The organism is Bacteroides xylanisolvens (assembly GCF_018289135.1).
Taxonomy (GTDB): Bacteria; Bacteroidota; Bacteroidia; order Bacteroidales; family Bacteroidaceae; genus Bacteroides; species Bacteroides xylanisolvens.
Genome location: NZ_CP072216.1, coordinates 5,627,975 through 5,643,918, shown reverse-complemented (window position 1 = coordinate 5,643,918; position 15,944 = coordinate 5,627,975). Strand labels below are relative to the sequence as shown.

General features: G+C 42.9%; 13 protein-coding genes, 1 tRNA gene and 1 pseudogene. 11 read left to right on the top strand and 4 right to left on the bottom strand.

The features are described from left to right. The first annotated feature begins 27 nt into the window (after positions 1 to 27). The 5 genes from INE92_RS23245 to INE92_RS23225 all read left to right on the top strand — a co-directional run bounded on the left by INE92_RS23245 (position 28) and on the right by INE92_RS23225 (position 7,688). Positions 28 to 2,310, top strand: coding sequence for a GH92 family glycosyl hydrolase (locus INE92_RS23245; RefSeq protein ID WP_015533074.1), 2,283 nt, complete (start codon positions 28 to 30; stop codon positions 2,308 to 2,310). 53 nt (positions 2,311 to 2,363) lie between these two features. Next, positions 2,364 to 3,314, top strand: a complete 951-nt coding sequence (locus tag INE92_RS23240) for an endonuclease/exonuclease/phosphatase family protein (protein WP_004321023.1) — start codon at positions 2,364 to 2,366, stop codon at positions 3,312 to 3,314. 52 nt (positions 3,315 to 3,366) lie between these two features. Beyond that, positions 3,367 to 4,524, top strand: a complete 1,158-nt coding sequence (locus INE92_RS23235) for a glycoside hydrolase family 76 protein (protein ID WP_004313030.1) — start codon at positions 3,367 to 3,369, stop codon at positions 4,522 to 4,524. A gap of 59 nt (positions 4,525 to 4,583) precedes the next feature. Further along, positions 4,584 to 6,029 carry a glycoside hydrolase family 125 protein gene (locus tag INE92_RS23230; protein ID WP_004299909.1) on the top strand — a complete coding sequence of 482 codons (1,446 nt, stop codon included), beginning with the start codon at positions 4,584 to 4,586 and terminating at the stop codon, positions 6,027 to 6,029. A gap of 498 nt (positions 6,030 to 6,527) precedes the next feature. Next, positions 6,528 to 7,688 carry a glycoside hydrolase family 130 protein gene (locus INE92_RS23225; protein ID WP_004313028.1) on the top strand — a complete coding sequence of 387 codons (1,161 nt, stop codon included), beginning with the start codon at positions 6,528 to 6,530 and terminating at the stop codon, positions 7,686 to 7,688. Between the two features lie 301 nt (positions 7,689 to 7,989). Here the strand turns inward: INE92_RS23225 and INE92_RS23220 are convergent, their stop codons facing one another. The 4 genes from INE92_RS23220 to INE92_RS23205 all read right to left on the bottom strand — a co-directional run bounded on the left by INE92_RS23220 (position 7,990) and on the right by INE92_RS23205 (position 12,514). Continuing rightward, positions 7,990 to 10,260 carry a GH92 family glycosyl hydrolase gene (locus INE92_RS23220; protein WP_004313027.1) on the bottom strand — a complete coding sequence of 757 codons (2,271 nt, stop codon included), beginning with the start codon at positions 10,258 to 10,260 and terminating at the stop codon, positions 7,990 to 7,992. Between the two features lie 219 nt (positions 10,261 to 10,479). Further along, complete coding sequence (locus INE92_RS23215) at positions 10,480 to 11,151, bottom strand: RluA family pseudouridine synthase (RefSeq protein WP_004299905.1); 672 nt, start codon at positions 11,149 to 11,151, stop codon at positions 10,480 to 10,482. A 9-nt stretch (positions 11,152 to 11,160) separates the two neighbouring features. Continuing rightward, positions 11,161 to 11,907 (bottom strand): 3-oxoacyl-[acyl-carrier-protein] reductase, encoded by a 747-nt coding sequence (gene fabG, locus INE92_RS23210; protein ID WP_004299904.1) that lies wholly within the window; start codon positions 11,905 to 11,907, stop codon positions 11,161 to 11,163. A gap of 16 nt (positions 11,908 to 11,923) precedes the next feature. Next, a complete protein-coding gene (locus INE92_RS23205; RefSeq protein WP_004299903.1) occupies positions 11,924 to 12,514 on the bottom strand; it encodes a TetR/AcrR family transcriptional regulator in 591 nt (196 codons plus the stop codon). Between the two features lie 238 nt (positions 12,515 to 12,752). Here INE92_RS23205 and INE92_RS23200 point away from each other — a divergent pair. The 6 genes and pseudogenes from INE92_RS23200 (at position 12,753) to INE92_RS23180 (ending at position 15,746) form a co-directional block, all read left to right on the top strand. After that, positions 12,753 to 12,825: transfer RNA gene (locus INE92_RS23200), tRNA-Met, on the top strand. Positions 12,826 to 12,947: 122 nt separating this feature from the next. Then, positions 12,948 to 13,127, top strand: a complete 180-nt coding sequence (locus tag INE92_RS23195; RefSeq protein ID WP_233476909.1) for a hypothetical protein — start codon at positions 12,948 to 12,950, stop codon at positions 13,125 to 13,127. A 39-nt stretch (positions 13,128 to 13,166) separates the two neighbouring features. Beyond that, the gene (locus tag INE92_RS23190; protein ID WP_008640050.1) at positions 13,167 to 13,538 is read left to right on the top strand and encodes an ISAon1 family transposase N-terminal region protein; all 372 of its coding nucleotides are present in this window, start codon (positions 13,167 to 13,169) and stop codon (positions 13,536 to 13,538) included. 40 nt (positions 13,539 to 13,578) lie between these two features. Further along, complete coding sequence (locus INE92_RS23185; protein ID WP_008025715.1) at positions 13,579 to 14,514, top strand: ISAon1 family transposase; 936 nt, start codon at positions 13,579 to 13,581, stop codon at positions 14,512 to 14,514. A gap of 46 nt (positions 14,515 to 14,560) precedes the next feature. Beyond that, positions 14,561 to 14,770: pseudogene (locus INE92_RS27205) on the top strand (ISAon1 family transposase N-terminal region protein); the annotation flags it as partial. A 40-nt stretch (positions 14,771 to 14,810) separates the two neighbouring features. Continuing rightward, positions 14,811 to 15,746, top strand: coding sequence for an ISAon1 family transposase (locus INE92_RS23180; RefSeq protein WP_008025715.1), 936 nt, complete (start codon positions 14,811 to 14,813; stop codon positions 15,744 to 15,746). The last annotated feature ends 198 nt before the right edge of the window (positions 15,747 to 15,944 follow it).

Below are 15,944 nucleotides of genomic sequence, written 5' to 3'. Positions count from 1 at the left end.
TTTTCAAATCTATAAATTCATTTGTTCATGAAAACACATTTTTCATTTAAACACTTGCTATTTCTTGGAGGTGCCGTGTTGTACAGCCTGCAATCTTCTGCCGTTAAGAATCCGGTAGACTATGTCAGCACACTGGTAGGCACTCAATCCAAGTTTGAACTGTCTACCGGAAACACGTATCCGGCTACGGCATTGCCGTGGGGAATGAATTTCTGGACACCGCAGACCGGTAAAATGGGAGACGGTTGGGCGTACACGTATGATGCCGACAAAATCCGGGGATTCAAACAAACACATCAGCCCAGTCCCTGGATGAACGACTACGGGCAGTTTGCCATCATGCCTATCACCGGCGGACTGGTATTCGATCAAGACCGACGTGCCAGTTGGTTCTCTCACAAAGCGGAAGTTGCCAAACCTTATTATTATAAGGTGTACCTTGCCGACCATGACGTAACAACCGAGCTTGCTCCTACAGAGCGCGCCGTCATGTTCCGTTTCACGTATCCGGAGACAAAGAATGCCTACGTGATTGTAGACGCTTTTGACAAAGGTTCTTATGTGAAAGTGATTCCGAAAGAAAACAAGATTATCGGCTATTCAACCAAGAATAGCGGCGGTGTGCCGGAAAACTTCAAAAACTACTTTGTAGTTCAATTCGACAAACCGTTCACATTCGTTTCCACAGTTTCCGAAAACAACATTCTTCCGAATGAGATCGAAGCGAAAGGAAACCACACAGGTGCGGTAATCGGATTCGCCACGAAAAAGGGAGAAATCGTACACGCACGGGTTGCTTCCTCCTTTATCAGTCCTGAACAAGCGGAATTAAATCTCAAAGAGCTGGGCAGAAACAGTTTCGACCAATTGGTAACGAACGGAAGAGACGTGTGGAACCGTGAAATGAGTAAGATAGAGGTGGAAGACGATAACATTGATAACCTGCGCACCTTCTATTCCTGCCTGTACCGCTCCATGCTTTTCCCACGTAGCTTTTACGAGATAGACGCTAAAGGAGAAATCATGCATTACAGCCCCTATAACGGTGAAGTGCGTCCCGGCTATATGTTTACCGACACCGGTTTTTGGGACACGTTCCGTTGTCTGTTTCCTTTCCTCAACCTGATGTATCCGTCGATGAACCTGAAGATGCAGGAAGGTTTGGTAAACGCTTACAAAGAGAGCGGTTTCCTGCCGGAATGGGCTAGCCCGGGACATCGGGATTGTATGGTAGGCAACAACTCGGCTTCCGTAGTGGCCGACGCTTACATCAAAGGGTTGCGCGGGTATGACATCGAAACTCTTTGGGAAGCATTGAAGCATGGAGCAAATGCACATCTTCGCGGGACTGCTTCGGGGCGTCTCGGTTACGAGTCTTACAACCAACTGGGATATGTTGCCAACAATATCGGCATAGGACAAAACGTTGCACGTACATTGGAGTATGCTTACAACGACTGGGCAATTTATACATTAGGCAAGAAACTCGGTAAACCGGAGAGCGAAATCGACATTTATAAGAAACACGCGCTGAACTACAAAAATGTCTATCACCCGGAACGCAAACTGATGGTTGGCAAAGACAACAAAGGCGTATTCAATCCGAATTTCGATGCAGTGGACTGGAGCGGTGAATTTTGCGAAGGGAATAGCTGGCACTGGAGCTTCTGCGTATTCCACGACCCGCAAGGACTTATCAACCTGATGGGAGGCAAGAAAGAATTCAACGCGATGATGGATTCCGTCTTTGTCATCCCGGGTAAACTGGGAATGGAAAGCCGCGGCATGATTCACGAAATGCGTGAAATGCAAGTAATGAACATGGGGCAATATGCGCACGGCAACCAGCCTATTCAGCACATGGTATATCTCTACAACTATTCGAGCGAGCCCTGGAAAGCTCAATACTGGATACGTGAGATTATGAACAAACTATATACCGCCGGTCCCGACGGTTATTGCGGTGACGAAGACAACGGACAGACTTCCGCCTGGTATGTATTCTCCGCACTCGGTTTCTATCCGGTTTGCCCGGGAACGGATGAATATATCATTGGAACCCCACTCTTCAAATCAGCGAAGTTACATTTGGAGAACGGAAAGACCATCACGATCAAGGCAGATAACAACCAGCTTGACAACCGCTACATCAAGGAAATGAAAGTAAACGGGAAATCACAAACCCGTAATTTCCTTACACATGACCAGCTGATTAAAGGTGCTAATATTCAATTTCAAATGAGCCCCGTACCCAATAAACAACGGGGAACCACAGAAAAAGATGTACCTTACTCTCTTTCATTTGAATAAAATATTGTACTTTTGGAGATCAATGAATTATCTACCAAACAAACTATAAAAACATGAAACTGAAAAACCTTTTACTAATTGCCCTTGTTGCGATCGTCTTTTGCGGTTGTCAAAGTAACTATCAGCCTACTTCTATCACCGTTGCCTCCTACAATTTGAGAAACGCCAACGGTGGCGATTCAATCAACGGAAACGGTTGGGGACAACGTTACCCGGTCATTGCCCAAATAGTGCAATACCACGATTTCGATATTTTCGGCACGCAGGAGTGCTTTATTCATCAACTGAAAGATATAAAAGAGGCATTACCCGGTTATGATTATATCGGTGTAGGTCGCGACGACGGCAAAGAGAAAGGTGAACATTCTGCTATTTTCTATCGCACAGACAAGTTTGACGTGATAGAGAAAGGTGATTTTTGGTTGTCGGAAACTCCCGACGTGCCGAGCAAAGGATGGGATGCCGTGTTGCCGCGTATTTGCAGTTGGGGACACTTCAAATGCAAAGATACCGGCTTCGAATTCCTTTTCTTCAACCTGCACATGGACCATATCGGCAAGAAGGCACGTGTGGAAAGTGCATTCCTCGTGCAGGACAAGATGAAAGAACTTGGCAAAGGCAAAGAGCTTCCGGCCATCCTGACGGGAGACTTCAATGTCGACCAGACCCACCAGTCTTATGATGCTTTTGTGAGCAAAGGGGTGTTGTGCGACTCTTACGAGAAGGCCGGCTTCCGCTATGCTATCAACGGCACGTTCAACGACTTCGACCCGAACAGCTTTACGGAAAGCCGTATCGACCATATATTCGTTTCTCCGTCTTTCCAAGTGAAAAGATATGGTGTGCTGACTGATACTTACCGCAGCATCGTAGGCAAGGGAGAAAAGAAGCAGGCGAACGATTGCCCGGAAGAAATCGACATCAAGACTTATCAGGCGCGCACTCCTTCAGACCATTTCCCCGTAAAGGTGGAACTGGAGTTCGACCAGCGTCAGCAGAAATAATCTTTGTATCTAGTTATAACCTGAAAGTTTCACCACACAACCCGATATTCCTATGAGAAATATATGTTTTGTAGCCTGTATGTTATTTTGCCTTACTTCCGCAGTGGGAAAGACACCGGGAAATACCCGTTATCTTTCTATTGCCGACTCGATTCTATCTAATGTATTGAATCTCTATCAGACGAATGACGGACTACTAACAGAAACGTATCCTGTCAATCCCGACCAAAAAATTACTTATCTGGCGGGCGGAACGCAGCAGAACGGAACGCTGAAGGCTTCTTTTCTATGGCCGTATTCCGGGATGATGTCGGGTTGTGTGGCTTTATACAAAGCGACCGGAAACAAGAAGTACAAAAAGATTCTCGAGAAAAGAATTCTACCGGGAATGGAGCAGTATTGGGATAACAGTCGCTTGCCGGCCTGTTATCAGTCATACCCCACCAAGTACGGGCAGCACGGACGTTATTATGACGATAACATCTGGATTGCACTGGACTATTGCGATTATTACCAACTGACTCACAAGCCTGCATCTTTGGAAAAAGCCGTTGCATTGTATCAATATATCTACAGTGGATGGAGCGATGAGATAGGCGGTGGCATCTTTTGGTGTGAACAGCAGAAGGAAGCGAAGCATACTTGTTCCAATGCACCGTCTACTGTGCTCGGTGTCAAGTTGTACCGGCTGACGAAGAATGCCAAATACCTCAAAAAAGCAAAAGAGACGTATGCCTGGACAAAAAAGCATCTATGCGACCCTACCGACCATCTTTACTGGGATAACATCAACTTGAAAGGGAAAGTTTCCAAAGAGAAATACGCCTACAACAGTGGACAGATGATTCAGGCGGGTGTATTGCTCTATGAGGAAACGGGAGATGAGCAGTATTTGCACGATGCACAGCAGACAGCCGCAGGAACAGATGCCTTTTTCCGCACAAAAGCCGATAAGAAAGACCCGACTGTCAAAGTACATAAAGACATGGCCTGGTTTAACGTGATCTTATTCAGAGGACTGAAAGCTCTGTATAAGATTGACAAGAATCCGGCGTATGTCAATGCGATGGTGGAAAATGCGCTTCACGCCTGGGAAAACTACCGGGATGAAAACGGATTATTAGGCAGGGATTGGTCGGGACATAACAAGGAGCAGTATAAATGGCTGCTCGACAATGCCTGTCTTATTGAATTCTTTGCAGAGATTTAACACTTCTTCTCCGCAACACTTTCATAATCAATACTAATCAACAAAAAAAGACTATTACCATGAATATAACTAAAGCCTTTTGTTTGTCCATAGCACTCTTGGGCGCTAGCAATATGCAGGCTATAACGAACAGTGATTTTGTCATCCAACAAGATAATACCAAAATCAACAACTATCAGACGAACCGTCCGGAAACATCGAAACGTCTGTTTGTCTCACAAGCTGTGGAACAACAGATTGCGCATATCAAGCAACTGCTGACGAATGCCCGCTTAGCATGGATGTTCGAAAACTGTTTCCCGAACACACTGGATACTACTGTTCATTTTGACGGTAAAGACGATACGTTTGTTTATACAGGTGACATCCACGCCATGTGGTTGCGCGATTCGGGTGCACAAGTATGGCCTTACGTGCAACTCGCCAACAAAGACGCAGAACTGAAAAAAATGCTCGCCGGCGTTATCAAACGTCAGTTCAAGTGTATCAATATCGACCCGTATGCCAATGCTTTCAACATGAATTCCGAAGGCGGCGAATGGATGAGCGACCTTACGGACATGAAGCCCGAACTGCACGAACGCAAATGGGAAATCGACTCGCTCTGTTATCCTATCCGTCTCGCTTATCATTACTGGAAGACGACGGGAGACGCCAGTATATTCTCCGACGAATGGCTTACAGCCATCGCCAAGGTTTTGAAAACGTTTAAGGAACAGCAACGAAAAGAAGATCCGAAAGGTCCTTATCGTTTCCAACGCAAAACGGAACGTGCACTCGATACGATGACCAACGACGGCTGGGGTAATCCTGTAAAGCCGGTCGGACTGATTGCTTCTGCTTTCCGTCCTTCGGATGATGCTACAACTTTCCAGTTCCTCGTTCCGTCCAACTTCTTTGCTGTAACTTCATTGCGCAAAGCTGCCGAGATTCTGAATACAGTCAACAAGAAACCTGATTTAGCTAAAGAATGTACTACACTGTCGAACGAAGTGGAAGCAGCCCTGAAAAAGTATGCGGTTTACAATCATCCGAAATATGGCAAAATCTATGCTTTCGAAGTAGATGGTTTCGGCAACCAACTGTTAATGGATGATGCCAATGTGCCGAGTCTCATTGCCCTGCCTTATCTTGGAGATGTGAAAGTGAACGATCCTATTTATCAGAATACCCGTAAGTTTGTATGGAGCGAAGATAATCCTTACTTCTTCAAAGGTACTGCCGGCGAAGGAATTGGCGGTCCGCACATCGGATATGACATGATTTGGCCCATGAGTATTATGATGAAAGCATTCACCAGTCAAAACGACGCAGAAATCAAGACCTGCATCAAAATGCTAATGGATACGGATGCCGGAACAGGGTTCATGCATGAATCTTTCCACAAGAACGACCCGAAGAACTTTACTCGTTCCTGGTTTGCATGGCAAAATACGCTATTCGGAGAACTAATCCTAAAACTCGTAAATGAAGGAAAAGTAGACTTACTGAATAGTATCCAATAGTCTTCTATTATGTTTTTTATTGTATTCCCGCTTATGAGATAACTGTTTCTAACCTTGAAGCTTACGCTTCCAAAGTAGTTTCAAGGTTGAAGAACTTTAGTTTCACGCCTTTGAAACCACAGTTTCAAGTAAGAGAAACTAGAGTTTCTCACCGATGAAACTAAAGTTTCCCGCTGACGAAACAAAAGTTTCAAGCAATAGAACTTTTAGTTTCAAGTACTGAAACTCTCTCTTCCGTAATAGTCTGATAATCCTTGAATACCGCTCCGGATAGAAAAATAAGTGCCCACATAGCAGAGAAACAATAAAATCCTTGCTTTCACAACAAGGTGACAGCAAAGTTGTCGTCACCTTGCCGTCACATCATGCTGTCACACTGCAGTATATTTATAATCAATCATTTATGCCCAATCAGGTGACAGATGACAGCATTTTATTTATTTTCCAATTTATATGTAGGGAGTATATGACTCCTAAAAAATAAATGACCCATATAATATGAACAATATGAAATCAACTTTTTTATTCCTACTTACTACAACCATGATGACCTGTACTGCCTACGGACAGTCTTCCAATCATAAAGAGAACAAATTACCCGATTGGGCTTTCTGTGGTTTCGAACGTCCAAAGAATGTCAATCCGGTAATATCTCCTATAGAAAACACTAAGTTTTACTGTCCATTGACCAAAGATTCTATTGCGTGGGAATCGAACGATACATTCAATCCGGCTGCTACACTCTACAATGGTGAGATTGTCGTGTTATACCGTGCAGAGGATAAATCAGGTGTCGGTATCGGACACCGGACTTCCCGCCTCGGTTATGCCACTTCTACCGACGGCACACATTTCCAACGGGAAAAGACTCCTGTATTCTATCCGGATAATGATTCACAAAAAGAGTTGGAATGGCCCGGCGGCTGCGAAGACCCACGAATTGCCGTAACCGATGACGGATTATATGTAATGATGTACACCCAATGGAATCGCCATGTACCTCGCCTGGCAGTAGCGACCTCCCGCAACCTAAAAGACTGGACAAAACACGGTCCTGCTTTTGCCAAAGCATTTGATGGAAAGTTCTTCAACCTGGGTTGTAAGTCCGGCTCTATCCTGACCGAAGTTGTTAAAGGGAAACAGGTTATCAAGAAAGTCAACGGGAAATACTTTATGTACTGGGGAGAGGAGCATGTATTCGCAGCTACTTCCGATGACTTAATCCACTGGACACCGATTGTCAACATTGACGGCTCCCTAAAAAAGCTGTTTTCTCCCCGTGACGGCTACTTCGACAGCCATCTCACCGAATGTGGGCCTCCAGCTATCTACACTCCGAAAGGAATTGTCCTTCTTTATAATGGTAAGAACCATTCAGGAAGAGGTGACAAACGCTATACCGCCAATGTCTATGCTGCCGGACAAGCACTCTTCGACGCCAATGATCCTACCCGCTTTATCACCCGTCTCGATGAACCGTTCTTCCGTCCGATGGATAGCTTTGAAAAGAGTGGGCAATATGTGGATGGAACCGTATTTATAGAAGGAATGGTCTACTTCAAAAACAAATGGTATTTGTATTATGGTTGTGCTGACTCCAAAGTAGGAGTAGCCGTTTATGATCCGAAACGACCGGCAAAAGCTGATCCGCTTCCATAGTTATAAAAAGAGTCTTGATTACATTCTTTTTTAAAGGAAAGATGTAATCAGGACTAACTTATTTCTTAAAACTATATTCCCCAAAACGGCTGAAAACAGTAAGTTCTTGTTAAGGATTTGCTTTTCAGCCGTTTCTAGTATAAAATAAAGCTTTCCGAAGCAGAATTAAATGCTACAATCGGAAAGCCTTATAATACCTATTGAAAACTGAATTGAATATTGAGAACCAGCTTTATTCTTTCATTGTCGGAGGCTTCTTCCTCCTTTCAACAATTAGCTGTCTTTTATAAGTAAGCCATCTTTATCCATTTATCTTATTCAAAACAACCGGTCTGTTTGCCGGAGCCTTACCAAAATTCTTATTAGGCTTTTTCCCCATTACAAACTTCAATGTGCTGCCATTTATTATATCCTGATAAGTGATATAACTCTTATCATAAGGCTTGCCATTCAAATACACTTTCTGGATATAGATATTTTCTTTGCTGTTATTGGGTGCTTCTACAGTAAAAGTGTTACCACCACGTACCTTCACTTCTACTTTCTTAAAACAAGGGCTACCGAAAACAAATACACCATCCGACGGGTTCACCTGATAGAGTCCCATAGATGAAAGAAGATACCAGGCAGACATTTGGCCACAATCCTCATTACCGATGATACCGTCCGGCTGGTCTGTGTAAAAATCGCTCATGATAAAACGAACCTTTTCCGCCGTTTTCCATTGTTCACCGGCATACGCGTAAAGATAAGCAACATGATGGCTCGGTTCATTTCCATGTGCATATTGTCCGATCAATCCGGTTATGTCGCTCGATGCTTCTTCCCCCATACTGTCGGTATTGGTAAAGAAACCATCAAGCTTCGTTGTAAAAGGTTTGTCACCTTCAAACAAGGCAATCAGCCCATAGGGGTCTTGTGGAGCAAAGAAAGTATATTGCCATCCGTTTCCTTCACAGAAATCTCCAACAGTATGGATGGAACGTGCCGGATCGTAAGGAGTACGCCAAGAGCCGTCTTCCAGTTTCGGACGAATGAAATGGATAGAAGAATCAAAATAGTTCTTGTAATAATGAGCACGTTTTGAGAATGTTTCAGCATCTTCTGTCTTTCCCATCTTACGTGCCATAGCGGCAATTCCCCAGTCGTCCACTGCATACTCCATGGCTATGGAAGTAGCTTCATGAACTTTGTCGGCAGGGATATAGCCTTTTTTGACTACATAAGGTACTCCTTTCTGCTTTTCATAAGTAGCTGTAGCTATCATTGCTTGCAATGCTTCTTCCGCATCGAACCCGGTAAATCCTTTCAGATATGCATCGGCAATCACCGGCACGGAGCTATACCCCGGCATCTGATCGGTCTCTCCACTCATCAAAGGCCAGATAGGGAGTTTGTCCTGCTGACGATAGATGGAAATCATCGAATTGACTACATGGTCAACCATTTCAGGTTGAGTAATAGTCATCAAAGGATTTAATGCACGGTAGGTATCCCATAAAGAAAGAGTCGTATAGTTGGCTTTCTTCGGGTCTGTGTAAATCATGTCATTCATCCCTCTATACTCTCCATTCACATCGCAAAAAAGCGTAGGGGCAATCATAGTATGATAATGGGCGGTATAGAATACACGTTTGGAAGCCTCATCATCAGTCTCTACTGTCATCTTCTCCAGTTGCTTATTCCATCGGTCGGCACTCATATCCACCACCTTATCAAAATCCCAGTGAGTAAGTTCGGATTGCAGGTTCATCGCTGCGTTGTCACAGCTGACAGAAGAAAGAGCGACTTTTATCTTCACTTCTTTCACGTTGCCAAAAGTAAGGACACTCTTCACCGATGCCACTTTCAGTTGGTCCCAAGGTTGCGGAGCATTATCGTCATAGGCAGTAAACTGCTCTATCTTCTTATCACTTTTCAACACAAAATAAACTTTGCGGGAAGGACTCCAGCCTCTCACATAACGATAACCCTCTACTGTATAATCATCTACCTTACGGATATAGCTGTCGTAAGCATTCGATCCGTTTCCTTCACGTAAGTCGATTAATATGGAAGCCGGTTTTCCTTCAGGATAAGTATAACGATGGAAGCCTACACGATCTGTAGCTGTCAACTCGGCTTTGATATTGTAACGGTCGAGAAGCAAAGAGTAATATTCGGGACGGGCGATTTCATTCGCATGAGAATATCTGGAAGCATACCCATCACGTATATCATCCTGATTGCCTCTGGGAGTACGGATCTCATTCAATGGCATGATGAGAATATCACATAAGTCAGTACAGCCCGTACCGCTCAAATGGGTATGTGAAAAGCCAATTAAAATACTATCGGAATAATGATAACCCGAGCACCAGTCCCAACCTTTATGGATATTGGTAGGACCCAGCTGTACCATTCCATACGGAACACTCGTCCCAACAAAGACGTGTCCATGATAACCGGATCCGATATACGGATCGACGTACTGCAATAATCCTTCACTTTTTGAATAGTTCTGTTGCGCTACTCCATTTCCCGCTGTAAGCAAGACACAAGAAGTAAGTGCAAGTAGTTTAAATGCCTTCATTCGTATTTTTCTTTGGTATGATTGAAAATTATAGTTAGCGAATGATGCAAATATACTACCTATTTAGGAATTAACTAACTGTCGCTAGAGTTTACAAGAAAAATGGCAGGCAGGTTTACTCTTTTGGCAAGTTCCAACCACAGATTTACACGGTTTTCCACAGAAAAACTGCGTACCGTCTACTAAATAACATAATAAATGAATCTGTGGAAATCCGTGTTAATCTATGGCGAATCCTTTCCATAAATTCCCTTCGGGAAGAGGAGCTTCAAGCTCTATCAGTTCTTTTGAGACAGGATGTATGAACCGTACTCTCCGGGCATGCAGACAAATGCTCCCATCCGGATTGGAGCGTGGAGAGCCATATTTCAAATCTCCCTTGATAGGGCATCCCATTTTTGCCAGCTGACAACGAATCTGATGATGACGTCCGGTTTTTAAATCGACTTCGAGCAAATAGTAATTCTCCGAATGACCGATCAACCGGTAATGCAAGATCGCTTTCTTGCTGTTCGGCACTTCTTTGTCGTATGCATAACTTTTGTTCTGCTTTTCATTACGTACAAGAAAATGTACCAGTTCACCTTCCGGTTCTTGCGGAGCATTTTTCACAACCGCCCAATAAGTCTTTTTCACCTCACTGGTGCGAAACATTTCGTTGAGCCTTGTTAATGCCTTACTCGTTTTGGCAAAAATAACAAGACCGCTTACGGGGCGGTCCAACCGGTGTGTCACACCGAGGAAAACATTTCCGGGTTTCTGATACTTCTCTTTCAGATACTGTTTTACAGTCTCCGAAAGCGGCGTATCCCCCGTCTTGTCTGCCTGGACAATCTCGGAAGCGGTCTTGTTGACTACAATGATATGGTTGTCTTCGTATACAACAGTCATTCTGTTCGATTACATATTCATACCACCATCTACCTGAATCACCTGACCTGATACATAAGAAGACATATCAGAAGCCAGGAAGGTAGCGATGTTTGCCACATCTTCAGGAGTACCACCACGACGCAAAGGTATTTTCTTTGCCCATTCAGCTCTTACTTCGTCAGAAAGAGCAGCTGTCATGTCTGTCAGGATGAATCCCGGAGCGATAGCGTTGGCACGGATGCCGCGAGAACCCAACTCTTGTGCGATAGACTTAGCCAATGCAATCATACCTGCCTTAGAAGCAGCATAGTTAGCCTGTCCTGCATTTCCGTGAACACCTACAACAGAGGCCATATTGATAATGCTACCAGCTTTTTGACGCATCATGATAGGTGTACAAGCATGGATGAAGTTAAATGCTGACTTCAGGTTCACGTTGATTACCATATCCCATTGCTGTTCGCTCATGCGCATCATCAAACCGTCACGAGTGATACCGGCATTGTTTACCAATATATCGATCCGTCCGAAGTCCTTGTGGATTTCTTCAACGACCTTTGCAGTATCTTCAAAGTTAGCCGCGTTAGAAGCGTAACCTTTGGCTTTCACGCCCATTGCTTCCAATTCTTTAGCTGTATTTTCTGCATTTTCGTCAATGACAAGGTCAGTAAATGCGATGTTTGCGCCTTCGGCAGCAAACTTAAGAGCGATAGCCTTACCAATACCGCGAGCAGCACCGGTTACAATGGCTGTTTTTCCGTCTAATAATCCCATACTAAAAGTTATTTAATTAAATTTCTGTTCTATGCAGTGCGCCAAACACAATGTTGGACACATATCTATTTCTTGTATCTTCATCCAGATGTGCACCTATATGGCCTCGAATATAAGGAACTTCAATTCCTTTCACACAATAATGTATCAAGTCGGCAGTCATCTCCACATCGTCAATATGGAAAACTCCTTTTGCCTGTCCTTCCAGAAGAACGGCTTTAAAGAGCTGGACTTCCTTTGCATCAAACTTCTTGCGAACTTTTTCCACCCGCCATATATCACGGAAGAAATAAGCACGCAATGTTCCGTTTCGATAGACCACCTCTTTTACCGCGTCCAACCGGGTATATATCATCTCCAACAATTTCTCGTCCGGTGAGATATTTTTCTCGGCCACCCGCTTCATCATATCCGACAGAATATCCAATTCCGATTCCACAACAGCCAAATAAATTTCATCCTTACTTTTAAAATAAGTATAGAGCGTTCGTCTACCTTTTTTAGAAGCAAGAGCGATATCATTCATAGTTGTGTTTTCTACTCCCATCTTCGCAAAAAGCTGACGGGCTACATCTACTAATTTGGCTTTTGTCTTGGATACGGTCATAGGTTACAAATTGCACATTGCTGAATATTTTGAGCAAAAGTAATTCTTTTCTTTAGACCATACAAGAAAATAGAGAGAATATTAACATTTGTATATTAATAGGTGCTAAGAAAAAGTTTCATCATTATTTCATTCATTCTCAACCAAATAAGAAAAAAAATGATGATTTACTCGAAAAATATTCAGCTAATTATTTGTTTGTTTCAAAAAAAGCCGTACCTTTGCACCCGTTAAACATCGCGGAGTGGAGCAGTTGGTAGCTCGTTGGGCTCATAACCCAAAGGTCATTCGTTCGAGTCGGATCTCCGCAACTAAAGATAAGAAGAATCGCAGAAATGCGGTTCTTCTTTTTTATGACGACTCTTCTTTACTGACTTTATTCGGCTCAGTCTGAAACCTTGGGGGATTGCGTTAAAATTCTTATTTTTGCATCATGAAAACATCCTCTTCCCAAACGATTGATCCTGTTGCTTCTTTAAGCTTGTTCTTGCCTTCAGGAATCCTTGATTACTTTACCCTAGTCAATCATGTTTCTCAGGATACTTGCTTTATTCTTTATTTAGAGGAGAAAGCCACTATTCCTGCTGAGTACTCTGATTTCGCCTCAGTCTGAAACCTTGGGGGATTGCGTTAAAATTCTTATTTTTGCATCATGAAAACATCCTCTTCCCAAACGATTGATCCTGTTGCTTCTTTAAGCTTGTTCTTGCCTTCAGGAATCCTTGATTACTTTACCCTAGTCAATCATGTTTCTCAGGATACTTGCTTTATTCTTTATTTAGAGGAGAAAGCCACTATTCCTGCTGAGTACTCTGATCTCCATCTTCACTCAAAAGGTTTCCTCCCTGAGATTGAAGTTCAGGACTTCCCTATCCGTGGTAAAGCCGTTTATTTACGTATCAAGCGTCGTCGCTGGGAAGATCCATCCACTGGGCAGACATATAGTCGTGACTGGAGTTTGGTAGCCACCGGTACTCGCATAACCGCTGAGTTCGGTGCTTTTTTAAAAGAATTACTTAGATAATCACGCCGTTAGCTGCCAAAGTGTAGCTGAGCATTACTGTATGGATGGCAAACAGCTTCAAAGCCAATATAAAGACCACCTGAGTGACTTCCAGAATTGGGATCAGAGAGCACATGCCCAAGAGTATATCCTTTATCCAAAGAATATGGGTTATCACCTATGTATTGACGAAACGGCTTTAAGTAAGGGAGATCTTTATACCATCTTAATAAATAGAGATAAGCGAGGTAGGAAAGGTTCTATTATAGCTGTAATTCAGGGCACTAAAACCGATGATATCATTGCGGTACTTACAAAGATGCCACAGGAGCTGCGTAATCAGGTCAAAGAAATTACACTGGATATGGCCGGGAGCATGCAAAAGATTGCCAAAACGTGCTTTCCACGTGCCATGCAGGTGATTGATAGGTTTCATGTACAAAAACTTGTATACGAAGCTGTACAAGAGTTGCGCATTACATATAGATGGCAAGTGATAAAAGAGGAGAATAAAGCTATGAAAGCGGCAAAAGAGAAGGGGGAAGTATATAAAGCAGAAGAACTCGAAAACGGAGATACACTCAGGCAATTATTGGCCAGAAGCAGATATTTATTATTTAAATCACCTGATAAATGGACCAAGAGTCAGAAAATCAGGGCAGAATTACTTTTCAAGCAGTTTGAAGATATTAAGCACGTATATTACTACTCATTGGAGTTGGGAAAGATCTTTTCCACAAACTATGACAAGGATGTAGCAAGAGCAAAGCTGGCACTATGGTATAATAAGATTGAAGAATATGGATACGATACATTCACAACAGTAGCAAACTCTATTGAGAATCATTATGAAAGGATTCTGAACTTCTTTGTGAACAGGAGTACAAATGCAGCAGCGGAAGCATTTAATGCTAAAATCAAAGCATTTAGGGCATCATTTAGAGGAGTAGTGGATATGAGCTTCTTCCTTTTTAGGCTAGCAAAGGTATATGCATGAAGGGAATTGACTAAACTTAATCCCCCAAGAATTACAACTGAGCCCTGATCTCCATCTTCACTCAAAAGGTTTCCTCCCTGAGATTGAAGTTCAGGACTTCCCTATCCGTGGTAAAGCCGTTTATTTACGTATCAAGCGTCGTCGCTGGGAAGATCCATCCACTGGGCAGACATATAGTCGTGACTGGAGTTTGGTAGCCACCGGTACTCGCATAACCGCTGAGTTCGGTGCTTTTTTAAAAGAATTACTTAGATAATCACGCCGTTAGCTGCCAAAGTGTAGCTGAGCATTACTGTATGGATGGCAAACAGCTTCAAAGCCAATATAAAGACCACCTGAGTGACTTCCAGAATTGGGATCAGAGAGCACATGCCCAAGAGTATATCCTTTATCCAAAGAATATGGGTTATCACCTATGTATTGACGAAACGGCTTTAAGTAAGGGAGATCTTTATACCATCTTAATAAATAGAGATAAGCGAGGTAGGAAAGGTTCTATTATAGCTGTAATTCAGGGCACTAAAACCGATGATATCATTGCGGTACTTACAAAGATGCCACAGGAGCTGCGTAATCAGGTCAAAGAAATTACACTGGATATGGCCGGGAGCATGCAAAAGATTGCCAAAACGTGCTTTCCACGTGCCATGCAGGTGATTGATAGGTTTCATGTACAAAAACTTGTATACGAAGCTGTACAAGAGTTGCGCATTACATATAGATGGCAAGTGATAAAAGAGGAGAATAAAGCTATGAAAGCGGCAAAAGAGAAGGGGGAAGTATATAAAGCAGAAGAACTCGAAAACGGAGATACACTCAGGCAATTATTGGCCAGAAGCAGATATTTATTATTTAAATCACCTGATAAATGGACCAAGAGTCAGAAAATCAGGGCAGAATTACTTTTCAAGCAGTTTGAAGATATTAAGCACGTATATTACTACTCATTGGAGTTGGGAAAGATCTTTTCCACAAACTATGACAAGGATGTAGCAAGAGCAAAGCTGGCACTATGGTATAATAAGATTGAAGAATATGGATACGATACATTCACAACAGTAGCAAACTCTATTGAGAATCATTATGAAAGGATTCTGAACTTCTTTGTGAACAGGAGTACAAATGCAGCAGCGGAAGCATTTAATGCTAAAATCAAAGCATTTAGGGCATCATTTAGAGGAGTAGTGGATATGAGCTTCTTCCTTTTTAGGCTAGCAAAGGTATATGCATGAAGGGAATTGACTAAACTTAATCCCCCAAGAATTACAACTGAGCCCTTTATTCACAACCTAATTTCAGTTATCAACAAGGATATCAACAGGTTAATTTACTTATAATAAAGCAATTAACTATATAGATTCCTTTTCTATCAACAAGGCAGTATTTAGTTATTCACCATACAAAAGCCGGCTGATCCCTCATGAATCAGC

Coding starts and splice junctions, on each gene's coding strand:
- INE92_RS23245 (WP_015533074.1), top strand. CDS start 28: ATGAAAACACATTTTTCATTTAAACACTTGCTATTTCTTGGAGGTGCC.
- INE92_RS23240 (WP_004321023.1), top strand. CDS start 2,364: ATGAAACTGAAAAACCTTTTACTAATTGCCCTTGTTGCGATCGTCTTT.
- INE92_RS23235 (WP_004313030.1), top strand. CDS start 3,367: ATGAGAAATATATGTTTTGTAGCCTGTATGTTATTTTGCCTTACTTCC.
- INE92_RS23230 (WP_004299909.1), top strand. CDS start 4,584: ATGAATATAACTAAAGCCTTTTGTTTGTCCATAGCACTCTTGGGCGCT.
- INE92_RS23225 (WP_004313028.1), top strand. CDS start 6,528: ATGAACAATATGAAATCAACTTTTTTATTCCTACTTACTACAACCATG.
- INE92_RS23220 (WP_004313027.1), bottom strand. CDS start 10,260: ATGAAGGCATTTAAACTACTTGCACTTACTTCTTGTGTCTTGCTTACA.
- INE92_RS23215 (WP_004299905.1), bottom strand. CDS start 11,151: ATGACTGTTGTATACGAAGACAACCATATCATTGTAGTCAACAAGACC.
- fabG (WP_004299904.1), bottom strand. CDS start 11,907: ATGGGATTATTAGACGGAAAAACAGCCATTGTAACCGGTGCTGCTCGC.
- INE92_RS23205 (WP_004299903.1), bottom strand. CDS start 12,514: ATGACCGTATCCAAGACAAAAGCCAAATTAGTAGATGTAGCCCGTCAG.
- INE92_RS23195 (WP_233476909.1), top strand. CDS start 12,948: ATGAAAACATCCTCTTCCCAAACGATTGATCCTGTTGCTTCTTTAAGC.
- INE92_RS23190 (WP_008640050.1), top strand. CDS start 13,167: ATGAAAACATCCTCTTCCCAAACGATTGATCCTGTTGCTTCTTTAAGC.
- INE92_RS23185 (WP_008025715.1), top strand. CDS start 13,579: ATGGATGGCAAACAGCTTCAAAGCCAATATAAAGACCACCTGAGTGAC.
- INE92_RS23180 (WP_008025715.1), top strand. CDS start 14,811: ATGGATGGCAAACAGCTTCAAAGCCAATATAAAGACCACCTGAGTGAC.